Source organism: Pseudomonas rhodesiae (assembly GCF_007858255.1).
Taxonomy (GTDB): Bacteria; Pseudomonadota; Gammaproteobacteria; order Pseudomonadales; family Pseudomonadaceae; genus Aquipseudomonas; species Aquipseudomonas rhodesiae.
In genome coordinates this window covers 163,065-182,978 of sequence record NZ_VFEU01000001.1, presented here as the reverse complement: position 1 = coordinate 182,978, position 19,914 = coordinate 163,065, and the positions used below count along the sequence as shown (strand labels likewise).

The window sequence follows — 19,914 nt, the reverse complement described above, 5'->3', positions numbered from 1 at the left end:
CAACACCTGTTTTTGGAAACGCTTAACAATGAGTGCGATCACGCCCACCGGCGTCCGCAGCGCGCCCCTGGCACGCCGTGGTTTGAGTCTGACAATGCGTAGCCTGCTGCTGGTGAGCAGCGCCGAGGCGATGGACGCCCACGGCGCCGAGTATGTGGAGTTCAACCCGGCTTTCTTTGCCGATGGCGCGGCAGGCTTGCAGGTCGATATCGCGAAATTCAGCCAGGGCAACGTCGTGTTGCCAGGCACCTACCGTTCAGAGGTGTACCTCAACGGTCAGTGGCTCGGGCGCGAGAGCGTCACGTTTATCGCCGTCCAGGGTCAGCCGTCGGCACAGCTGTGCCTGGAACGTGAGGCGTTGCAACGCTTCGGTATCGAGGTCGACAGCGCCGACCAACAAACATCCGGCCCGCGCAAACCGTTTGACCGTTGTGCCGATATCGCCAGCTATCTACCCGGCGCCAGCAGCCAGTTCGATATCGGCGAAACGCGCCTGGACTTGCAGATCCCCCAGGTTTACCTGACGCGCCAAGCGCGTGGCTATGTCGACCCCAGGCACTGGGAAAGTGGCGTGGACGCAGCGTTCGTGCGCTACAACGCCAACACCTTTACCACCCGTACCAACGGCCGCTCGCTGGACTCCCACTACGTGGGCCTGAACACCGGGCTTAACCTGGGCGATTGGCATTGGCGACATAACGGCAGCTACAGCCACAGCCTCGGCGCCGCTGGCTATCAGAGCAACGCCACCTACGTGCAGCGCGAACTGAGTCGGTGGCGCTCACAACTGATGGCCGGCGAAATCCATACCCCCGGCGAACTTTTCGACAGCATTCGCCTGCGCGGCATCAGCCTGTTCAGCGATGACCGGATGTTGCCGGACTCCATGACCGGCTTTGCGCCGGTGGTGCGCGGTGTCGCCGAAACCAATGCCCGTGTCAGCGTGCGTCAACGTGGTGTATTGCTCAGCGAAGTGTCGGTGGCGCCCGGCCACTTTGTGCTCGACGATTTTTTCCCGACCGGTTACGGCGGCGACCTGAGTGTGACGATCACCGAGGCCGATGGGCGCCAGCGCGCGTTTATCGTGCCGTTCGCCGCCAATGCTCACTTGCTGCGGCCGGGCTATCGGCGCTACACGCTAAGTGTCGGCCAGGTGGATGAGCTGGGGCTGCGCCATCCGCCCAAGTTGATGCAGGCCACTTACCAACAGGGTCTGAGCAATCTGCTGACCGGCTACACCGGCGCGATGCTGGGCGAGGACTACCGCGCCCAATTGGCAGGCGCGGCATTCAACACGCCATTGGGCGCATTGTCCGTGGACCTGACACACTCAAGCGCCGACATCCCCAGGCACGGCTCGCGCAGCGGGCACAGCGTGCAACTGCGCTACAGCAAGAATTTTGCCGACAGCGGCACCCACTTCACCCTCGGCGCTTACCGTTACTCCACCTCCGGTTTTCTGACGGCGGGCGATGCCGCGCAACTGCGTGACCATGCCCTGGACGGACGCGACCTGGACAACGTGTCACGCCTGCGCGACAGGATGGATATCAGCCTTAATCAAAGCCTGAGCCACGGCTCGGTGTATGTGACCGGTTCTTCGCAACACTACTGGAACCGTTCAGGGGGCAACCTGACCTTCAGTGCCGGCTACAGCGGCCACTGGAAAAACCTCCACTACACCCTCAGCGTTCAGCGCGGCCGTGATGTGCTGAGTGGTGAAGTCGATCAACAGCTGGATTTGACCCTGAGCCTGCCTCTGGGCAGCGGCACGCATACGCCTACTCTGACCAGCACGGCCTACCGTGGCGACCACAACAGCGGCGAGCGGATCAGCCTGGGCGGTAGTTGGGGCGAGCACAATCAACTGAGCTACGGCCTGAGCACCAGCCGCACCCAGGGCAGCGGCAACACCCAGAGTGCCGATATGAAGTACCAGGCCGATTATGGCGTGTTGTCCGCCAGCTATGGCCACAGCGAGGCGTACCGCTCGACGTCGCTGGGCATGACCGGAGGCCTGGTTGCGCACGCCGACGGCCTGATCTTCGCCCCGGAGCTGGGCGACACCCTGGGGATCGTCCAGCCACCCGACGCCCAGGGCGCGAGGATCAATGGCAACCACGCCGCCCACGTCGGCAAACACGGCCAGGCGGTGGTGAGCCACCTCACGCCCTATCGACAGAACGTGGTCGAGCTGGACCCCAAGGACTTGTCCGTGGATGTCGAACTCAAGACCGCAGCGCGCAACGTCGCGCCCCGCGCCGGCTCGGTGGTGAAGCTGCAATTCGAGACGGTCAGCGGCCAAGCCTTGTTGATCAGCACACAGCGCGAGGACGGCAGCCCATTGCCGTTCGGTTCGGATGTATTCGATGAAGACGGCGCCAGTGTCGGGATCGTCGGCCAAGGTGGAAAGGCGTTTGTTCGGGTCTCACGGGCGCGGGGCAAATTGACCGTCAAGTGGGGTTCAACCGCCACTGCCACTTGCTGGTTTACCTACAACGCCGCCATCGCGGCCACGGCGCAGAACAAGCAGCGCTTGCGGCATCTGAACGCTGACCTGTGCCAACTCGGTGCAGACCTCGCCGCGCAGCCGCCAGCGGCCGAGCGCGATGCAAGCGGCTGAACGGCACGATCACGCGCCCCTTGATACCCGGCTTCTGATAACGAGGTTGCCCATGACGCACACTGTTAGATGTTGTTTGCTCCTGCTGATAGTCGGGGCGCCGGTCACGGTGCTTGCTGAGTGTCGGCTATATCCCAACTCCGAGCACGGCCTGTCCCTGCCGGATACCATCACCGTTCCCGCCAGCCTTCCCGTCGGCAGCCTGATTATCCGGCAGGCTTTCAACGGCATCGCGCCCAGCTTTGAACTCAACTGCCGCACTTCGACCCCCAGGCAGATTATCGGGCGCTTCACCGACTCGGCGATGGTGCCGGGCGCAGGCGTCACGGCGTATCACACCGGTGTGCCAGGGGTCGGCATACGCGTGCTGGTGCGTAATCACAGGGGACTGGTTTACCCCCATCAACTGCACACCTCGCCCCCGTTCAGTCAGAGCAATGCGTTTGCGCTGTACAGCAATGTCAGCGCGGAGGCGTTGTTCTTCAAAACCGGCCCCGTCACCAGCGGCACGCTGACCAGTGGAAGCCTGGTTGAAGATCGTTGGGACGGCGGTAAAGGCCGCTTTCACTTGCTGCTCAATACATCGGTGCGTTTTGTCGCCCCTACGCCCACCTGCAACCTGGACGCCGGTGACGTCAACCGCACGATCCTGTTCGAGCCGGTGCAAGTCCGTGCATTCGACACCCAGACGGTCGTTGGCGGACGGGATTTCGAATTGACCGCGCAATGCAGCGACGCCATGAACGTGAAGTTCCGTTTTTCCGGCGCACCGGCACCGGGCAATGATCGGATCTTCGCCAACACGGGCACCGCCGCAGGCGTTGCGCTCTGGCTGTACTCACGCCTCGGCGGCGGCGTGCAGAACATACTCGCCAACGGCACCGAAGACACACGCACGCTGGCGGTCTCGGGCAACCGCGCCGTGCTGCCGCTCGGTAGCGCTTATCACAAGAACGGCACGGTCACTCAAGGCACCTTCATCAGCACCGTGACCGTCCACATCACCTATGACTGACCGATTGAGGATCACGCGATGAACACCCGCGCGCCAGCGGTTTGGCTGGCAATCACTGTGGGCGTGGCCAGCCATGGGGTTCAGGCCGCCACCACGGGAACTTTGACTTTTGTCGGCCAGATCAACGCCGGCACCTGCAACCTGGCGGCCGGCGATGAGAACCGCACCATTACCTTGCCCACCATCAAGGTCTCGGACTTCGATGCGGCGGCCAGTACGGGCGCGTTTGATTTCGAGATTTCCGCCGACTGCGAGTCGGATATCAACACTGTGGTTTTTCTGTTCTCCGGCACCCCTTCAACGGGTAACGCCCAACTGTTTTCCAATACCGGGACCTCGGGGGGAACAGCCCTGCAGCTCATACATCGCGGCTCCCCCGCGTATACCATCCCCGCCAACGGCACCGTGGACCAGCGCAGCCGTAGCATCGCAACTGCCGGCAATAAAGCAGTGATGCCGCTGACGGCGGCGTACCACAAAACCGGGGAACCCCTCACCCACGGCAGTCTGGCCAGCGCCGTTACCGTTTCGATCACTTACAACTGATGGCGCTGGCGTTGTTGCCGGTAAAAATCAGCGGGTACAAAAAAACCCGACCTTCGCAGGCCGGGTATTTTTGGATGTCCCGGAAAAATCAGGACTGACTGGAAGGCGTCGGGGTAGCCGGCGTTGCAGTCGGGGTAGTGGCAGCTGGCGTCGGCGCGGAGACCGAGTTGGCAGTAGAGGCGGTTGATGCGGGAGCTGCAGGTTTGGTTGCCGCTGCCGGTTTGGCGGCCGTAGGTTTTTTGGCGGCGGCGGGCTTCTTCGCTGCGGCGGGCTTGGCAGCAGGTTTGGCGGCGGGCTTGGCCGCTGCGGTTTTCGCCGCAGGCTTGGCGGCCGGTTTCGCCGCAGCCTTAGCTGCTGGTTTGGCTGCAGGCTTGGCGGCGGCTTTGGTCGCAGGCTTGGCAGCCGCTTTGGCAGCGACCGGTTTAGCGGCCGCTTTTGCAGCCGGCTTGGCTGCTGCGGTTTTGGCCGCTGGCTTGGCCGCCGCCTTAGCCGGCGCCTTGGCCGCGGTTTTCGCTGCAGGTTTGGCGGCGGCTTTCACCAATGGCTTGGCGGCAGTTTTTGCGGCCGGTTTAGCCGCTGCGGTTTTGGCCGCAGGTTTGGCGGCGGCGGTTTTCACGGGTGCCACTTTAGCGCCGGTGAGTTTCTCGATTTGCTTGGTCAGCGTGTCGACCTTGCCGTGCAGCGCCTTCAGCTCCGCTTTGCTGGGCACGCCCAAGCGCGAAATGGCACTGTTGAGGCGCTTGTCGAAGGTCTCTTCCAACTTGCCCCAGGTATCGGAAATGCTTGCCTTGGCCGAACCTGCGCTGGCCTTGGCCGCATCGACTTTCTTGCCAACGGTGGTCTTGGTCAACTTCTCGGCTTTTTCGCCGTCTTTAACCAAGGTCTCGAAGTATTTGCCGCCATCACTGCTGACCTTCGAGTACACGCCTAAACCAGCAAGCCAGATCTTACGGGAGTATTTTTCAACTTCCCCGATCCACGAGCTGCCTTCTTTCTGAGTATTCTTTTTAACAGCCATCCCGTTGTCTCCTTAATGTTTACGCGCGACACGTTCGAGCAATGCCGTCAGCTCTTCGAGCTTAGCAGAGAGTGTCTCCACGTCATGTTTAGACGCAATGCCGATTCGATTCAAGGCACTTGCAACGCGAGTATCAAAAGCTTTTTCAACTTTATCCAGCTGAACTTCTACCCGACCTTTGACCGCAGTGACATTACTCTTTACTTGGTCAATCTGACTGTTGGCGGCATCAAGTTGTTCAACGGCAACTTTTTTGCCTTTACTTTCAATATGTTGACCGCTCTTAACCAGCTCTTTGAAATACTCGCTGCCCTCACTGCCGACCTTCGCATAGGCCCCCAGGCCCGCCAGCCAGATCTTGCGCGCGTAGGATTTAACATCGCTCAGGGCGCGGGTTTGAGTGTCGATTTTTTTCTTCAGGATAACGTTGGCCATGGTGCACCTCACACAAAATAGGGGGGAGGAACGGCCCGCAGGAGTTGTGGGCTTGGGCACAAAGTAGGAGGAAAAATTAGAATCGGCACCCTAACCCTAAGTAGTCAGGCCAAGGCTTTGTCCAAGGCTTTTTCGATTTCGGACTTGAGGGTGCCGCTCATGGCCGACATCAGCAGGCCCAGTTCCACATCGATACGCAGCGAGTCGTCAGCCACAAGTACGGTGCCTTTAACCCCGGAACGCTTGAGGTTCAAGGTATCGCCAGACCACGACGATTCCAGGCCATATTGTTCCTTGAGTTTGCTCGCCAACTTGTCGGCCTTTGCCCGTGCGCCTTCTTTACCCAGGGAATGTGCACGCTCAACGGTGATACGGGCCATTGCGATGATTCCTCTTGCAGAGACTTGAAAAATAGAGACTTGCACAACGTGAATGCGGCAAAACGTCTCGGCGCCCCTCTATCTTACCTGCAGCCTTGCCAAGACAAAGCAAGCCTTGGGGATTATCATGTGCCGCATTCTCTTTTGGTGACAGCGATATGACTGATCAGCGCAAAGGCAGCGATGCCGAACCCACCACTCACTTCGGCTTCAAGAACGTCCCGGAAAGCCAGAAAGCGGAAAAAGTCGCTGAGGTGTTCCACTCCGTAGCCGCCAAGTACGACCTGATGAACGATGTGCTTTCCGGCGGCATGCACCGCTTGTGGAAGCGCTTCACCATCGAATTGTCGGGCGTACGCCCCGGCAATCGCGTGCTGGACATCGCCGGCGGCACGGGCGACCTGGCCGCCAAGTTCTCCAAGCTCGTCGGCCCGACTGGCCAGGTGGTGCTGGCGGACATCAACGGTTCGATGCTCAAGGTCGGCCGTGACCGTCTGCTCGACAAAGGAGTGGCCGGCAATATCGAGTTCGTCCAGGCCGACGCTGAAAAGCTGCCGTTCCCCGACAACCATTTCGACTGCGTGACCATCGCCTTCGGCCTGCGCAACGTGACCCATAAAGAAGACGCGATCCGCTCGATGCTGCGCGTACTCAAACCGGGTGGCCGCCTGTTGGTGCTGGAGTTCTCCAAGCCGACCAACGCGCTGATGTCCAAGGTCTACGACACCTACTCCTTTGCCTTCATGCCGCTGATGGGCAAGCTGATCACCAATGACGCCGAGAGCTACCGCTACCTGGCCGAATCGATCCGCATGCACCCCGACCAGGAAACCCTGAAGTCGATGATGGTGGAAGCCGGTTTTGACCGTGTGACCTACCACAACATGACCTCGGGCATCGTCGCCCTGCACCGTGGCATCAAGCCCTGATGCTGCTGCAAGGTCTTCTCGCCAGCGTCGAGCACGGTCTCAACCGTGTGCTGCGCCTGGACAGCACTGCCCTGGCGCGGCTCGCACACCTGAACGGCAACGTTATCGCCGTCGACTGCCGCAGCCCCGCCTTGCAGCTGTTTATCCTGCCCAGCGATGAAGGCCTGATGCTGGCGACCCAGTGGGCCGCCGACGCCGACTGCACCCTGCGTGCGCCGGCATCGAGCCTGCTGCACCTGGCGCTGAGCCGCAACAAGACCGCCATCCTGCACAGCACCGAAGTTGAGCTGGAAGGCGACAGCGCGGTGCTGATGGACCTGGCCGCCGTGCTGCAGGATCTGGAACTGGACTGGGAATACGAGCTCTCGCGCTGGATCGGCCCCGTCGCCACCCAGTTGATCAGCGGTCACGTGCGCAGCCGCACGCGCTGGTACCAGCAGGGATTCGCCAGCCTTAACCAGAACCTCGCCGAATACCTGAGCGAAGAATCGCGCACTCTGGTCGGGCAACGGGAAGCGCAAGCGCGCTTTCGCGAACTCGACAAGGCCAAACTCGACCTGGAACGTCTTGAGGCGCGCTTCGAGCGCCTGAGCCGTTCCCTTGATCCAAGCGATAACGCATGAAGCTGCTCGCCGTCCGCCGTTTGTTCCGTATCCAGCGCGTCGTAATCCGCTACCGTCTCGATGACCTGCTGTTCGCCCTGCCCTTGCCATGGTTCCTGCTGGCGGTGCGCTATGTACTGCCGTGGCGCTGGCTGCCCCGCAAACGGCTGGAGCTCAGCCGTGGTGCGCGCCTGCGCCTGGCATTGCAGGACCTGGGGCCGATCTTCATCAAGTTCGGGCAAATTCTCTCAACCCGCCGCGACCTGCTGCCCGAAGACATCGCCGACGAACTGATGCTGTTGCAGGACCGCGTGCCGCCCTTCGATTCGCAACAGTCGATGGCGCTGATCGAAGAGCAACTGGGCAAAAAGATCAGCGAGGTGTTCAGGCGCTTTGACGTCGAGCCCCTGGCCTCGGCCTCCGTGGCGCAAGTGCACGCCGCGCAACTCAAGACCGGCGAAGAAGTGGTGGTGAAGGTGATTCGCCCGGGCCTCAAGCCGATCATCGGCCAGGACCTGGCATGGCTGTTTATCCTCGCCCGCGCCGCCGAGCGTTTCAGCGCCGATGCACGCTTGCTGCACCCGGTGGACGTGGTCGCCGACTACGAAAAAACCATCTACGACGAACTCGATCTGCTGCGCGAAGCGGCCAACGCCAGCCAATTGCGGCGCAACTTTGAAGGCTCGCAACTGCTGTATGTGCCGCAAGTGTATTGGGACTGGTGCCGCCCTAAAGTGCTGGTGATGGAGCGCATCTATGGCGTGCAGGTCACCGACCTGGCCACCCTGGCCGACCAGCGCACCGACATGAAGATGCTCGCCGAACGCGGGGTGGAGATCTTCTTCACCCAGGTGTTCCGCGACAGTTTTTTCCACGCCGACATGCACCCGGGCAATATCTTCGTCAGCACCGTCAACCCGTGGAGCCCGCAGTACATCGCAATCGACTGCGGCATCGTCGGCAGCCTCACTCCGGAAGACCAGGATTACCTGGCGCGCAATCTGTTCGCCTTCTTCAAGCGCGACTACCGCCGCGTGGCGCAATTGCACATCGATTCGGGCTGGGTGCCGGCGGAGACCAAGCTCAATGAGTTCGAAGCGGCAATCCGTACCGTGTGCGAGCCGATCTTTGAAAAACCATTAAAAGATATTTCATTTGGCCAGGTACTGATGCGCCTGTTCCAGACCGCGCGGCGCTTCAATATGGAAGTGCAGCCGCAGTTGGTCCTGCTGCAAAAAACCCTGCTCAACATCGAAGGCCTGGGCCGCCAGCTGTACCCGGACCTCGACTTGTGGAACACCGCGCAGCCGTTCCTGGAACGTTGGATGCGCGAGCGCATGAGTCCAAAGACCATGCTGGGCAACCTGCACAGCCAGTTCGAACAGCTGCCGCACCTGGCCAATATGACCCGTGACCTGCTTGAGCGCATGTCCCAACCCCACGCCAAAGACCCCGCGCCACCGTGGCAAAAACGCAAGGACGACTGGTTCCTGCGCTTATTGGGCGCGGCGCATCTGGTGGGTGGCGTGATGCTGGCGATCGGCGGGCCGCTGAACCAATTGGGCCATTGGCCGGCCGGGATCATGGTCGCCGTGGGTGTTTATCTGATTGTGCGGCGATAGCCGATCCAGTTATACACTGTTGCAAATTGCCGGAGCCGAACATGAAAGACTGGCTGGACGAAATCAAATGGGACAGTGACGGCCTTGTGCCAGCCATTGCTCAGGACTACAAGACCGGGCGCGTGCTGATGATGGCCTGGATGAACCGCGAGGCCCTGAGCCTCACCGCCGCTGAGCAGCGCGCCATCTACTGGTCACGTTCGCGTGGCAAACTGTGGCGCAAGGGCGAAGAGTCCGGGCATGTGCAGACCCTGCACGAGCTGCGTCTGGATTGCGATGGGGATGTCATCATCCTGAAAGTCGAGCAGATCGGCGGCATTGCCTGCCACACCGGCCGTCACAGCTGCTTCTATCGCGTGTTCGAGGACGGCGAATGGAAAGTGGTCGAACCGGTGCTTAAAGACCCGCACGCCATTTACTCCGCAGGACACTGAACATGAGCGATACCCTGAACCGTGTGGCCCAGGTGCTGGAGGACCGCAAAGGTGCGGACGCCGACAGCTCCTACGTCGCCAGCCTGTACCACAAGGGCTTGAACAAGATCCTGGAGAAGCTCGGCGAAGAATCGGTCGAGACCATCATTGCCGCCAAGGATGCCCAGATCAGTGGCGACTGCAGCGATGTGATCTACGAGACCGCCGACCTGTGGTTCCACAGCCTGGTCATGCTCGCCCAACTGGGGCAGCATCCGCAGGCCGTGCTGGATGAACTGGACCGTCGCTTCGGCCTGTCCGGGCACGCCGAAAAGGCCTCGCGCCCGTCCGCTTGAATAACGTTGATTAGAGGATTTGCAGCATGGGCATTTTTGACTGGAAACACTGGATCGTCATTCTGGTGGTGGTGGTGCTGGTGTTCGGCACCAAGAAACTGAAAAACCTCGGCACCGACGTGGGCGAGTCGATCAAGGGCTTTCGCAAAGCCATGAACGACGACGAAAAGCCCGCCGACCCTGCGGCCAATCCGGTGCCACCAGCCCAGCCTGTGCACCCCCAGGCCGCCCAGCCGATCACCGAGCGTCGCACCTTCGACGTGCAGGCTGAAAAAGTCGAAGAGCCGACCCGCAAAGACTCGTGAGCACTGACTAATGTTTGGTATCAGCTTCTCTGAACTGCTGCTCGTCGGCCTCGTGGCCCTGTTGGTGCTGGGGCCGGAACGCCTGCCCGGTGCCGCACGCACGGCCGGGCTGTGGATCGGGCGCCTGAAACGCAGTTTCAACGCCATCAAACAGGAAGTTGAACGGGAAATCGGCGCGGACGAGATCCGCCGGCAACTGCACAACGAACACATCCTGTCGTTGGAGCAAGAGGCGCGCAAGATCCTGTCGCCCGTGCAAGAGCCGGCCAAACCGGTGGAGCCGGTGGCTGAACACAGCATTGCACCAGCCCCAGCCGCCGACACCGCTCCAACCCCGCCAGAGCCAGTACCGGCGCCCACCGCGTCGCCCGCTCCCCATGACCCTACATTGCCGCCGCGAGCCCCATGAGCGCTGATAAACCGGAAAACGACCAGCACATGCCGCTGGTCTCGCACCTCACCGAGCTGCGTACCCGCCTGCTGCGTTGCGTAGCGGCGATCTTCATCATCTTTGCCGGGTTGTTCGCCTTTACCCAGCAGATCTACACGTTCGTCTCCACGCCATTGCGCCAGTACCTGCCGGCCGGCGCAACGATGATCGCCACCGATGTGTCCTCGCCGTTCCTGACGCCGTTGAAGTTGACGATGATGGTCTCGCTGTTCCTGGCGATCCCGGTGATCCTGCATCAGATCTGGGGCTTTATCGCTCCGGGCCTGTACAAGCATGAGAAACGCATCGCGGTGCCGTTGCTGGTGTCGAGCATCCTGCTGTTCTACACCGGCATGGCCTTCGCCTACTTCCTGGTGTTCCCGCTGATCTTCAAATTCTTCGCCGCCGCCACGCCCGCCGGCGTGGAGATGATGACCGACATCACCAGCTACCTCGACTTCGTGATGACGCTGTTCTTCGCCTTTGGCGTGGCCTTCGAGATCCCGGTGGCGGTGGTGCTACTGGTATGGATCGGCGTGGTCAATGTGCAGTACCTGAAGAAGATCCGCCCGTACGTGATCATCGGCTGCTTCGTGGTCGGCATGATCCTGACCCCGCCGGACATCTTCTCCCAGACCCTGCTGGCCGTGCCGATGTGGATGCTGTTCGAGATCGGCATCCTGTTCAGTGGCCTGATCAGCAAGCGCAGCGACCACCCGGATGACCAACCCGCCGACGACGACCAGCCGCCAGTGACCCAGCCGTGAACCTGCTGCTGCTGGAAGACGCCGACTTTATCGCGGCCGACCGAGTTATCCTGCGGGATCGACGCCTGGTGCATATGCAGGACGTCCACCGCGCAGCGGTGGGCGACAACCTGCGCGTCGGCCGCATCGGTGGGCTGATGGGCAACGCGCACCTGCTGCGCCTTGAAGCCGCCGAGGCCGAGTTACAGGTCAGCTTCGACCTGCCGCCGCCGGCCAAACTGCCCCTGACCCTGTTGCTGGCCCTGCCACGCCCGAAGATGCTGCGCCGAGTGCTGCAAACCGTGGCGGCCATGGGTGTGCCCAAGGTGGTGCTGGTCAATAGCTACCGGGTAGAGAAAAGTTTCTGGCAGACCCCGTTCCTGGAGCCCGAGGCGATCCGTGAGCAACTGATCCTGGGCCTGGAGCAAGCCCGCGACACGGTGCTGCCCGAGTTCATCATCGAAAAGCGCTTCAAGCCGTTCGTCGAGGACCGTCTACCGGCCATGACCGAGGGCACGTTAGGCCTGATCGGCCATCCGGGGAATTACCCAGCCTGCCCGCGCGGCTTGGATGAACCGGTCACCCTGGCGATTGGACCGGAAGGCGGCTGGATCCCCTACGAGGTGGAATTGCTGACCAAGGCCGGCTTGCAACCGGTGCAACTCGGTGCACGTATCCTGCGCGTTGAAACGGCCGTGACGGCTCTCCTTGCCCGCCTGTTCTGACGCCCCCAACTGCTGATTCCTACAGAAACGCCCTAGGCAGCCGATAAGGCTTGGATAAGTCCAAGCCTTGTTCCAGGGGAGTTTGCAGCATGTATCGTTGGTTAGCCGAAAAACTGGGGAATGTCAGTGTCAAAACCAAGCTGGCGGTAGGCTTTGGCCTGGTGCTGCTGCTGACCCTATTGATCATGCTCACTGGCTGGACCGGGCTGTCCGGGGTAATCAGCCGAGGGGACAAACTGGGTTATATCGCCAGCCTCAATGACTTGACCAAGGACTTGCGCATTGCGCGCCTGGACTATGAAATGCGTCGCGGCGAACAGGGAACCACCGCCGTCAGCGGGCTGCTGGGGCAACTGGACAGCGGCCTTAAAACCGCGCGCACACTGATCGAACAACCCGCCGATATCGCCTTGATCGAAGACCAACTGGCAGCGGTCGAAACCTACAAACGCGCCTTCGAGGCCATGGCGCAAGCCGGTGCCAACCGAGAGAACGCCCGTAGCAAGCTGGGCGATACCGCCGACAACGCGGTGGCTAAGGTCGCTGAAGTTGAAAAGGCTCTATTGCAAGGCGACAGCGTCAGCCAGTTCAACAGCATCGTCGAACTGAGCAAGCTGATTCAGCAGGCCCGCTTCCAGGTTCGTGGCTACACCTACAGCGGCAAAGTCGAAGCCGAACAGCCCGCGTTGGATGCCATTGATAACGCCCTCAAGAAAATTGCCAGCCTCAACGGCCAGATTGGCGATCAATTTTCGAACAATCTGGAACAGGCCAGCGCATCGTTGCAAGCCTACCGTGCAGCGGTCAGCCAATTCCGAGACTCCCAATTGGCTAGCGCTGCCGCCCTGAAAATCATGGGCGCCCAAGGCGATATCCTGTTGGACCGCAGCAAAAATCTGACCATGTCTCAGACCGTCGTGCGCGACACCGACGCCGCCCACGCAAAAAACCTGTTGCTGCTCGCGACCATCCTGGCACTGATCTTCGGCCTCGTGGCCGCATGGGCCATCACCCGCCAGATCATCCTCCCGCTGGAGCAGACCCTCAAAGTCGCGGAGCGCGTCGCCTCGGGCGACTTGAGCCACAACCTGACCTCGCTGCGCCAGGACGAACTGGGCCAACTGCAACGGGCCATGCAAAGCATGACCGTGGGCCTGCGTGAGTTGATCGGCGGTATCAGCGATGGCGTGACCCAGATCGCCAGCGCCGCCGAACAGCTGTCCGCCGTGACCGAACAGACCAGTGCCGGGGTCAACAGCCAGAAGGTCGAGACCGATCAGGTGGCCACCGCCATGAACGAAATGGCCGCCACCGTGCAGGAAGTGGCGCGCAATGCTGAGGAAGCCTCCGAAGCCGCCGTGGCCGCCGACCAGCAGGCCCGTGAGGGCGACAAGGTGGTGGGCGAGGCGATTGCCCAGATCGAACGCTTGGCCACCGAGGTCGGCAACTCCACCGAGGCCATGGGCGATCTCAAGCGCGAAAGCGACAAGATCGGCAGCGTGCTCGACGTGATCAAGTCCGTGGCCCAGCAAACCAACCTGTTGGCACTCAACGCCGCGATTGAAGCGGCACGGGCCGGTGAAGCCGGGCGCGGGTTCGCCGTGGTGGCCGATGAAGTGCGCAGCCTGGCGCAGCGCACCCAGAAGTCCACCGAAGAGATCGAAGAGCTGATTGCCGGCCTGCAAACCGGCACTCAGCAGGTGGCGGCCATCATGGACAACAGCCGCGGCCTCACCGACAGCAGTGTCGAACTGACCCGCCGCGCCGGCAGTGCCCTGGCCAGCATCACCCGTACCGTATCGACGATCCAGGCGATGAACTCCCAGATCGCCACCGCCGCCGAGCAGCAGAGCGCCGTGGCCGAAGAGATCAACCGCAGCGTGCTGAACGTGCGCGACATCTCGGAACAGACCGCCGCCGCCAGCGAAGAGACCGCCACGTCGAGCACCGAACTCGCGCGCCTGGGCACCCACCTGCAAGCCCTGGTCGGCCGCTTCCGCGTCTGACCCCCTGTGTCACGGCGACCTGCCTCGGGTCGCCGTTGTCAGCCTGTGAAATTTCCTACGAGTTTTTCAGGCTCCCCCCACCGACAACAGAACTAGCGTTGAACTCAGTTCACCGCGTTAGCGCGCCCGTGGTGCGCCGATACGTTGACGAACGTCCCTCGTTCACTTGTCGGAGGTTAACCATGCTTCGTCGAATGACTCACCTATTGGGCGACGCCAGCGTCACCCTCAAACTGGCCCTGGGCTTCGCCCTGGTACTGGCCCTGAGCCTGGTCATCGCCGTGACCGGCTGGCAGGCCCTGGCCGCATCCCTTTACCGCTCGCAAACCCTCACCGTGCTCGCGCAATTGGCCGTGGCCGGCGAAGAACTGCGCTCCGATCGGATCGTTTACCGCACGCTGGACGATGCCAAAAGCCTCGATCGATTAAGCCACGGCATGGAAAAAGTCGAGGCCGCGCTGGCAGAACTCTCCAACCGCCTCAAAGTCGCCCAGTCCATTCAGTATTTGCAGGAGATGACGCGTCTGACCGATGCGTTCAAAACGACCCTCAAGGACATACCCGCCCGCGTGGAGAAACGGGAAAACGCCCGCGAGCAACTAAAACAAAGCACCGTGCGCATCGGCGATGTACTGGCGCAATTGGCCAGCGACCTGCCGGATCAGGAGGATGAAAAGGCCCTGGATGCTATCGAGAATCTTCGCCAGGCCATTGGGCACGCCGAAGACAGCGCCCAGAGCGCGGCCTGGGCCGCCGATTCGCTGGAGGCCTACGCCCAGGCCGTCAGCGACGCGGAGCGCAGCCTGGAACTGACCCTAGCCGCCGTGGCGAAGCTGCCGGTGGATAACAGCGCGCTGACCAACGCCGTGCAAAGCATCCGCACCCATCTCACCCGCCTCAAGGAGGCGCAACTGAGCACCGAGACCGCGCAAGCCCAGTTGGAGCAACAGCTGGATCAACTGCTCGCGCAGAGCGACCTGTTGAGCCAGGACCAGACCCAACGACGCGACCTCGCCGCCGATCACGCACGCACCCAGACCTTGGCGACCACGGCCGCCGCGCTGATCTTCGGCGCCTTGGCCGCGTGGGTTATCGCCGGGCAGATCGTCAAGCCATTGCGCAAAGCCCTGGCGGTGGCCAATCGCATTGCCGACGGCGACCTGAGCCATGATGTCCAGACCCGACGCCGGGACGAATTGGGCCAATTGCAGTGCAGCATGACGCAAATGACGCTCAACCTGCGCGCCCTGATCGGCAACATCAGCGACAACGCCAGGCAGATCGCCAGCGCCGCCGAGGAGCTGTCCACGGTCACCGAACAGACCCGTTCGGGAGTCAACAATCAACGCGACGAAACCGAACAGGTCGCCACCGCCATGAACGAAATGCTGGCCACCGCCCAGGAAGTGGCGCGGCATGCTGAACAGGCGTCGATCGCCGCCAAGCAGGCCAACCAGCAAACCGAGCTGGGCGACCGAGTGGTGACGGATGCCGTGGCGCAGATCGAGCATCTGGCCCATGAAATGGCGCGCTCAAGCCAGGCCATGTTGGGGCTGCAACGGGAGAGCCAGAAGATCGGCAGCGTACTGGAAGTGATCAAGTCGGTGTCGCAGCAGACCAACCTGTTGGCCCTCAACGCCGCCATCGAAGCGGCCCGTGCTGGGGAGGCCGGCCAAGGCTTTGCGGTGGTCGCCGATGAAGTGCGCAGCCTCGCCCAACGCACCCAGCAGTCCGCCGAGGAAATCGAGGAACTGATCGGCGGTCTGCACAGCGGCACGCAACAGGTGGCCGACATTATGGACAACAGCCGTACGCTGACCGACCAAAGCGTCGGCCTGACCCGCAACGCCGGCGAGGCCTTGATGGAGATCGCACGCACGGTGGGAGTGATTCAGGAAATGAACCCACAGATTGCCGCGGCGGCCGAGGAGCAGAGCGCGGTAGCCGAAGAGATCAATCGCAGCGTGTTGAAGGTGCGGGACGTGTCGGAACAGACCGCCACCGCCAGTGAGCAAACGGCCGCGGCGAGCACTGAGCTGGCCCGGTTGGGCACGGATCTGCAGGCATGTGTGGGGCGGTTCAAGGTCTGAACGCGCCCCGGCCGGTTACAGCACCTGGCGCAGGAAGGCTTGGGCGCGCGGATCCTTGGGGGCCTCGAAGAACGCGGCGGGGGCCGCGTCTTCCAGCAACTTGCCGTGATCGAAGAACAGCACACGGTCGGCCACTTCGCGGGCAAAGCCCATTTCGTGGGTGACGCAGACCATGGTCATGCCTTCCAGGGCCAGGGTCTTCATCACATCGAGCACTTCACCGACCATTTCCGGGTCGAGGGCCGAGGTGGGCTCGTCGAACAGCATCACTTTAGGGTCCATCGCCAAGGCCCGGGCGATGGCTACCCGCTGTTGCTGACCGCCGGACAAGCGGGATGGAAACTCGTTGGCCTTTTGCGCGATACCGACCTTTTCCAGCAGCGCCAAAGCCTTGGCCTCACGCTCCTGCTTACCGCGCTTGCGCACGACTTTCTGCGCCAGGCACAGGTTTTCCAGCACGGTCATATGGGGGAACAGGTTGAAGTGCTGGAACACCATGCCGACTTCGCGGCGATAGGCGTTCACGTCGGTTTTCGGATCGGCCAGTTGCAGGCCGTCGATGCTCACCGAGCCCGAGTCGAATTCTTCCAGTCCATTGAGGCAGCGCAGGAAGGTGGACTTGCCGGAACCGGACGGGCCGATCACCACCAGCACTTCGCCCTTGGCCACCTGGGTGGTGACGTTATCCACCGCGCGGACGACCTGCCCACGGGTATCGAAGACTTTTACCAGATCGCGGACTTCAATCACTTTGCGCGAGCCTCCGCTCAAGCCGGCTGGCCATTTTCGACAGCGGCAGGTTGATCAGCAGGTACAGGCCTGCGACGCAGAACAGGATTTCGAACGGTGAGAACGAGGTGGTGATCACTTCGCGGCCGCTCTTGAGCAGTTCGGTGATGGCGATCACCGAAACCAGCGAGGTGTCCTTGACCAGGCTGATAAATTGCCCGGCCAGCGGCGGCAACACGCGCTTGAACGCCTGGGGCAACACGACGTGACGCATCGACTGGCTGGCACTCAGGCCCAGGGATCGCGCGGCCTCGTTCTGGCCACGGGTGATCGACTGCACACCGGCGCGCACGATTTCCGCCACATAGGCGCCGGTAAACAGCGACAGCGCGGCGATCCCGGCAAATTCGCGGGACAGGTTGAGCACCGTGCCGATAAAGAAATAGAAAATGAAGATCTGCACCAGCAGCGGCGTGCCGCGCACCAATTCGACATAGATCGTCGACAGGTCGCGCAGGGTCGGGTTGCTGGACAAGCGACACAGGCCGGTCGCCAGACCGATCACCAGGCCCAGGATGCCGGACACCACCGACAGCCACAACGTGGTCCACAGCCCCCACATCAACGGGCCCAACGCCCAGTGCCGGGTCACACCGACCACATCGCCCTCGGCCACATCATCGCCGCGGGCCACTTGCAAGCTGTTGTCGGCGACGGTGAGCTTTTGCTCGACGCCCGCGTCATTGCGCAAGGTGACTTCGGCTGTGTCGCCATTGCGTGCCAGCTCAACGACGGTGGAGATATCCGCCGCGCGCTGGGCAGTTTCCGCCTGATAGGCGAAGTACTGCGGTACGCGGTTCCAACGCCATTCGTAGGACATCAGCGAGGTGGCGTAATACAAGGCGCCGGCCAAGCCAACCAGCACGACCACCGTCAGCAGGTGCCAGGGCCATTGGGCTTTTTTCTGTTTCATTGATCTTTCCGGATGTGTGTTGCCTGGTAGGCCGCCATCGTGGGCAAGCCCACTCCCACACTTGACCGAGTTCCAACAGTCAAATGTGGCAGTCTTGCCCGCGATGGGCGCTACGCGGTGTTCAGTCGGACCTTATTCCATGTCCTTGAGCCACTCGGAGCTCTTGAACCACTTGTCATGGATGCGATCGTAGGTGCCGTCGTTCTTGATCTGGTGCAGGAAGTTGTTGATGAAGTTAATGCTGTCGTAGTCGCCTTTCTTCAAACCGAACGCCAGGGGCTCGAAGGTGAACGGTTCGTCCAGGAACACCAGTTTGCCGTTGCCGACTTTCTTCTCGGCCACCACGTTGTACGGCGCGTCATACACAAAGGCATCGGCCTTGCCGTTGACCACGTCCAGTACACCTTCCTGCTCGTTGTCGTAGCCGTGGTACTTGGCCTTGGAGATCAGCTTCTTGGCGACCATTTCACCGGTGGTGCCGAGCTTGGAAGTCAGGCGGTATCTCTCGTCGTTCAGGTCTTTGTAGGACTTGATGGTGCCTTCCAAGTCCTTGCGGATCAGCAGGGTCTGGCCGACCACGATGAACGGTTCGCTGAAGTTCAGGCGCAGGTTGCGTTCCTGGGTCAGGGTCATGCCGCTGCCGATCATGTCGAACTTGCCGGTCAAGAAGGCCGGGATGATGCCGTCATAGCCGGTGGAGACCAGCTCCAGCTTGACGCCCATGGACTTGGCCATGGCCTTGAGGATGTCGACTTCGAAACCGATGATTTCGCCGCGCTTGTCCGTCATTTCGAACGGCATGTAAGTCGGGTCCATCCCAACTTTCAGCGTGCCGCGTTTGACCGCATCGTCGATGGCGCCGGCCTGGGCCGCAGTGGCCGCGACCAGTGCGGTGACGCCTAGCAGCAGCATCGAAAGATACTTTTTCATCATCAAGTCCCCTGAACGATTCTTATAAGGTCGGCGCACAAAAGGGCTGCGCCATTTCGGGGTGCGATCCTAACCCACTCACTGCCGGTCACAAAGGTTTCACGGGTAATTGTTATTGCGTATGTCGGAAAAGGCCCACAACGGGATGTTCGAGCACAGAGGGTAGACACGCGCGCAGGGGGCAACGGCAAATAATTGTTATGTAAGCAGTTATGACTTTCAGTCGATTTCCGTAAGCCAGTCGGTGTCCTTGAACCACTTGTCATGCAGGCGATCGTAGGTGCCGTCCTGGGCGACCTGATTCAAGAAATGATTGATCCAGTTGAGGCTGTCGAAGTCGCCTTTCTTCAAACCAAAGGCCAGCGGTTCGAAGGTGAACGGCTGCTCCAGCAAGAACAAAGCACTGTTTTCCGCACGGCTCAGGGCGATCAGGTTATAGGGCGCATCGTGGATAAACGCATCGGCCTTGCCATCCACCACGTGGCGCACACCCTCCTCCGGGGTGGCGAAACGGCTCAATCGCGCCGCCCCCAGAAAGCGCCGCGCCGCGGCTTCGCCGGTGGTGCCTTCGGTGGTGGCGATGCGGTAATGGGGATCATCCAGGTCTTCAACACTGGTGACCTTGCCGACCAGGCTGGGATGCAGCAACACGGTTTGGCCTACCACAATGAAGGAGTCGCTGAAGTTGAGCTTCAGGTTGCGCTCCTGGGTGACGGTCATGCCACTGCCGATCATGTCGAACTTTCTGGCCAGCAACCCCGGTACCAACTCGGTGTAAGGCACCGAGACCAGTTCAAGCTCCACGCCCATGGCTTGGCTCATGACCGTGAGCAGGTCGATTTCAAAGCCGACGATACGCCCCTGCTTATCGGTCATTTCGAAGGGCACATAGGTGGGAGTGGTGCCCACTTTCAGCACACCACGCCGTACAGCATCGTCAATGGCGCCTGCCTGCACGTCTTGTTGAAGCCAGGCGACGGCGCTCAGCAGCAACGCCGCACAATACCTTTTGATCATGAATCCCCCTGTGGCCGAAACGAA

21 protein-coding genes and 1 pseudogene are annotated in these 19,914 nt (G+C 61.4%); 15 read left to right on the top strand and 7 right to left on the bottom strand.

All coding sequences use genetic code 11. The annotated features are described in order from the left end of the window. Positions 1 to 28 precede the first annotated feature (28 nt). The 3 genes from FIV35_RS00785 (at position 29) to FIV35_RS00775 (ending at position 4,184) form a co-directional block, all read left to right on the top strand. Positions 29 to 2,623, top strand: coding sequence for a fimbria/pilus outer membrane usher protein (locus tag FIV35_RS00785; RefSeq protein WP_034136567.1), 2,595 nt, complete (start codon positions 29 to 31; stop codon positions 2,621 to 2,623). 76 nt (positions 2,624 to 2,699) lie between these two features. Continuing rightward, positions 2,700 to 3,638, top strand: coding sequence for a fimbrial protein (locus FIV35_RS00780; protein WP_231980875.1), 939 nt, complete (start codon positions 2,700 to 2,702; stop codon positions 3,636 to 3,638). 18 nt (positions 3,639 to 3,656) lie between these two features. Next, complete coding sequence (locus FIV35_RS00775) at positions 3,657 to 4,184, top strand: fimbrial protein (protein ID WP_034136565.1); 528 nt, start codon at positions 3,657 to 3,659, stop codon at positions 4,182 to 4,184. 88 nt (positions 4,185 to 4,272) lie between these two features. On the opposite strand, the gene FIV35_RS00770 is transcribed toward FIV35_RS00775, so the two are convergent. The 3 genes from FIV35_RS00770 to FIV35_RS00760 form a co-directional block, all read right to left on the bottom strand. After that, complete coding sequence (locus FIV35_RS00770) at positions 4,273 to 5,202, bottom strand: phasin family protein (protein WP_034136564.1); 930 nt, start codon at positions 5,200 to 5,202, stop codon at positions 4,273 to 4,275. 12 nt (positions 5,203 to 5,214) lie between these two features. Beyond that, a complete protein-coding gene (locus FIV35_RS00765; RefSeq protein ID WP_034136563.1) occupies positions 5,215 to 5,637 on the bottom strand; it encodes a phasin family protein in 423 nt (140 codons plus the stop codon). A 104-nt stretch (positions 5,638 to 5,741) separates the two neighbouring features. Further along, positions 5,742 to 6,017, bottom strand: coding sequence for a polyhydroxyalkanoic acid system family protein (locus FIV35_RS00760; protein WP_034136562.1), 276 nt, complete (start codon positions 6,015 to 6,017; stop codon positions 5,742 to 5,744). A 158-nt stretch (positions 6,018 to 6,175) separates the two neighbouring features. Between FIV35_RS00760 and ubiE the strand changes: the two genes are divergently transcribed. The 12 genes and pseudogenes from ubiE to FIV35_RS00705 all read left to right on the top strand — a co-directional run bounded on the left by ubiE (position 6,176) and on the right by FIV35_RS00705 (position 16,241). Then, positions 6,176 to 6,946 (top strand): bifunctional demethylmenaquinone methyltransferase/2-methoxy-6-polyprenyl-1,4-benzoquinol methylase UbiE, encoded by a 771-nt coding sequence (ubiE, locus tag FIV35_RS00755; protein ID WP_034095486.1) that lies wholly within the window; start codon positions 6,176 to 6,178, stop codon positions 6,944 to 6,946. Then, positions 6,946 to 7,569 (top strand): ubiquinone biosynthesis accessory factor UbiJ, encoded by a 624-nt coding sequence (locus tag FIV35_RS00750; protein WP_034095485.1) that lies wholly within the window; start codon positions 6,946 to 6,948, stop codon positions 7,567 to 7,569. Before ubiE ends, FIV35_RS00750 begins: the two co-directional genes overlap by 1 nt. After that, positions 7,566 to 9,170 (top strand): ubiquinone biosynthesis regulatory protein kinase UbiB, encoded by a 1,605-nt coding sequence (gene ubiB / locus FIV35_RS00745; protein ID WP_034095484.1) that lies wholly within the window; start codon positions 7,566 to 7,568, stop codon positions 9,168 to 9,170. The genes FIV35_RS00750 and ubiB overlap by 4 nt, the downstream gene beginning before the upstream one ends. A gap of 41 nt (positions 9,171 to 9,211) precedes the next feature. Then, a complete protein-coding gene (gene hisI / locus FIV35_RS00740; protein ID WP_034095483.1) occupies positions 9,212 to 9,604 on the top strand; it encodes a phosphoribosyl-AMP cyclohydrolase in 393 nt (130 codons plus the stop codon). A 2-nt stretch (positions 9,605 to 9,606) separates the two neighbouring features. After that, a complete protein-coding gene (locus FIV35_RS00735; protein ID WP_003209299.1) occupies positions 9,607 to 9,939 on the top strand; it encodes a phosphoribosyl-ATP diphosphatase in 333 nt (110 codons plus the stop codon). 26 nt (positions 9,940 to 9,965) lie between these two features. Next, positions 9,966 to 10,244 (top strand): twin-arginine translocase TatA/TatE family subunit, encoded by a 279-nt coding sequence (locus FIV35_RS00730; protein ID WP_017738835.1) that lies wholly within the window; start codon positions 9,966 to 9,968, stop codon positions 10,242 to 10,244. A 10-nt stretch (positions 10,245 to 10,254) separates the two neighbouring features. Further along, a complete protein-coding gene (gene tatB / locus FIV35_RS00725; protein WP_034111411.1) occupies positions 10,255 to 10,653 on the top strand; it encodes a Sec-independent protein translocase protein TatB in 399 nt (132 codons plus the stop codon). Then, positions 10,650 to 11,441, top strand: coding sequence for a twin-arginine translocase subunit TatC (gene tatC, locus FIV35_RS00720; RefSeq protein ID WP_083377916.1), 792 nt, complete (start codon positions 10,650 to 10,652; stop codon positions 11,439 to 11,441). The genes tatB and tatC overlap by 4 nt, the downstream gene beginning before the upstream one ends. Then, positions 11,438 to 12,145: a 16S rRNA (uracil(1498)-N(3))-methyltransferase gene (locus FIV35_RS00715; RefSeq protein ID WP_034136561.1), complete on the top strand. Its 708-nt coding sequence runs from the start codon at positions 11,438 to 11,440 to the stop codon at positions 12,143 to 12,145. Before tatC ends, FIV35_RS00715 begins: the two co-directional genes overlap by 4 nt. Before the next feature lie 89 nt (positions 12,146 to 12,234). Beyond that, a pseudogene (locus FIV35_RS30190) lies at positions 12,235 to 13,293 on the top strand (methyl-accepting chemotaxis protein); the annotation flags it as partial. Then, positions 13,279 to 14,151, top strand: a complete 873-nt coding sequence (locus FIV35_RS30185; protein ID WP_371918509.1) for a methyl-accepting chemotaxis protein — start codon at positions 13,279 to 13,281, stop codon at positions 14,149 to 14,151. The pseudogene FIV35_RS30190 and the gene FIV35_RS30185, both read left to right, overlap by 15 nt. Before the next feature lie 182 nt (positions 14,152 to 14,333). After that, positions 14,334 to 16,241, top strand: coding sequence for a methyl-accepting chemotaxis protein (locus tag FIV35_RS00705; RefSeq protein WP_034136559.1), 1,908 nt, complete (start codon positions 14,334 to 14,336; stop codon positions 16,239 to 16,241). 15 nt (positions 16,242 to 16,256) lie between these two features. On the opposite strand, the gene FIV35_RS00700 is transcribed toward FIV35_RS00705, so the two are convergent. From FIV35_RS00700 to FIV35_RS00685, 4 genes are all read right to left on the bottom strand, one after another. After that, positions 16,257 to 16,991, bottom strand: coding sequence for an amino acid ABC transporter ATP-binding protein (locus tag FIV35_RS00700; RefSeq protein ID WP_034136558.1), 735 nt, complete (start codon positions 16,989 to 16,991; stop codon positions 16,257 to 16,259). Further along, positions 16,984 to 17,943: an amino acid ABC transporter permease gene (locus FIV35_RS00695; RefSeq protein ID WP_034136557.1), complete on the bottom strand. Its 960-nt coding sequence runs from the start codon at positions 17,941 to 17,943 to the stop codon at positions 16,984 to 16,986. Before FIV35_RS00695 ends, FIV35_RS00700 begins: the two co-directional genes overlap by 8 nt. A 132-nt stretch (positions 17,944 to 18,075) precedes the next feature. After that, positions 18,076 to 18,873 (bottom strand): transporter substrate-binding domain-containing protein, encoded by a 798-nt coding sequence (locus FIV35_RS00690; RefSeq protein ID WP_034136556.1) that lies wholly within the window; start codon positions 18,871 to 18,873, stop codon positions 18,076 to 18,078. 219 nt (positions 18,874 to 19,092) lie between these two features. Continuing rightward, the gene (locus FIV35_RS00685) at positions 19,093 to 19,890 is read right to left on the bottom strand and encodes a transporter substrate-binding domain-containing protein (protein WP_034136555.1); all 798 of its coding nucleotides are present in this window, start codon (positions 19,888 to 19,890) and stop codon (positions 19,093 to 19,095) included. Positions 19,891 to 19,914: the final 24 nt, after the last annotated feature.

Coding starts and splice junctions, on each gene's coding strand:
- ubiE (WP_034095486.1), top strand. CDS start 6,176: ATGACTGATCAGCGCAAAGGCAGCGATGCCGAACCCACCACTCACTTC.
- FIV35_RS00765 (WP_034136563.1), bottom strand. CDS start 5,637: ATGGCCAACGTTATCCTGAAGAAAAAAATCGACACTCAAACCCGCGCC.
- FIV35_RS00750 (WP_034095485.1), top strand. CDS start 6,946: ATGCTGCTGCAAGGTCTTCTCGCCAGCGTCGAGCACGGTCTCAACCGT.
- FIV35_RS00760 (WP_034136562.1), bottom strand. CDS start 6,017: ATGGCCCGTATCACCGTTGAGCGTGCACATTCCCTGGGTAAAGAAGGC.
- FIV35_RS00770 (WP_034136564.1), bottom strand. CDS start 5,202: ATGGCTGTTAAAAAGAATACTCAGAAAGAAGGCAGCTCGTGGATCGGG.
- FIV35_RS00785 (WP_034136567.1), top strand. CDS start 29: ATGAGTGCGATCACGCCCACCGGCGTCCGCAGCGCGCCCCTGGCACGC.
- FIV35_RS00690 (WP_034136556.1), bottom strand. CDS start 18,873: ATGAAAAAGTATCTTTCGATGCTGCTGCTAGGCGTCACCGCACTGGTC.
- tatC (WP_083377916.1), top strand. CDS start 10,650: ATGAGCGCTGATAAACCGGAAAACGACCAGCACATGCCGCTGGTCTCG.
- FIV35_RS00735 (WP_003209299.1), top strand. CDS start 9,607: ATGAGCGATACCCTGAACCGTGTGGCCCAGGTGCTGGAGGACCGCAAA.
- FIV35_RS00730 (WP_017738835.1), top strand. CDS start 9,966: ATGGGCATTTTTGACTGGAAACACTGGATCGTCATTCTGGTGGTGGTG.
- FIV35_RS00695 (WP_034136557.1), bottom strand. CDS start 17,943: ATGAAACAGAAAAAAGCCCAATGGCCCTGGCACCTGCTGACGGTGGTC.
- FIV35_RS00685 (WP_034136555.1), bottom strand. CDS start 19,890: ATGATCAAAAGGTATTGTGCGGCGTTGCTGCTGAGCGCCGTCGCCTGG.
- tatB (WP_034111411.1), top strand. CDS start 10,255: ATGTTTGGTATCAGCTTCTCTGAACTGCTGCTCGTCGGCCTCGTGGCC.
- ubiB (WP_034095484.1), top strand. CDS start 7,566: ATGAAGCTGCTCGCCGTCCGCCGTTTGTTCCGTATCCAGCGCGTCGTA.
- FIV35_RS30185 (WP_371918509.1), top strand. CDS start 13,279: ATGCAAAGCATGACCGTGGGCCTGCGTGAGTTGATCGGCGGTATCAGC.
- FIV35_RS00775 (WP_034136565.1), top strand. CDS start 3,657: ATGAACACCCGCGCGCCAGCGGTTTGGCTGGCAATCACTGTGGGCGTG.
- FIV35_RS00705 (WP_034136559.1), top strand. CDS start 14,334: ATGCTTCGTCGAATGACTCACCTATTGGGCGACGCCAGCGTCACCCTC.
- hisI (WP_034095483.1), top strand. CDS start 9,212: ATGAAAGACTGGCTGGACGAAATCAAATGGGACAGTGACGGCCTTGTG.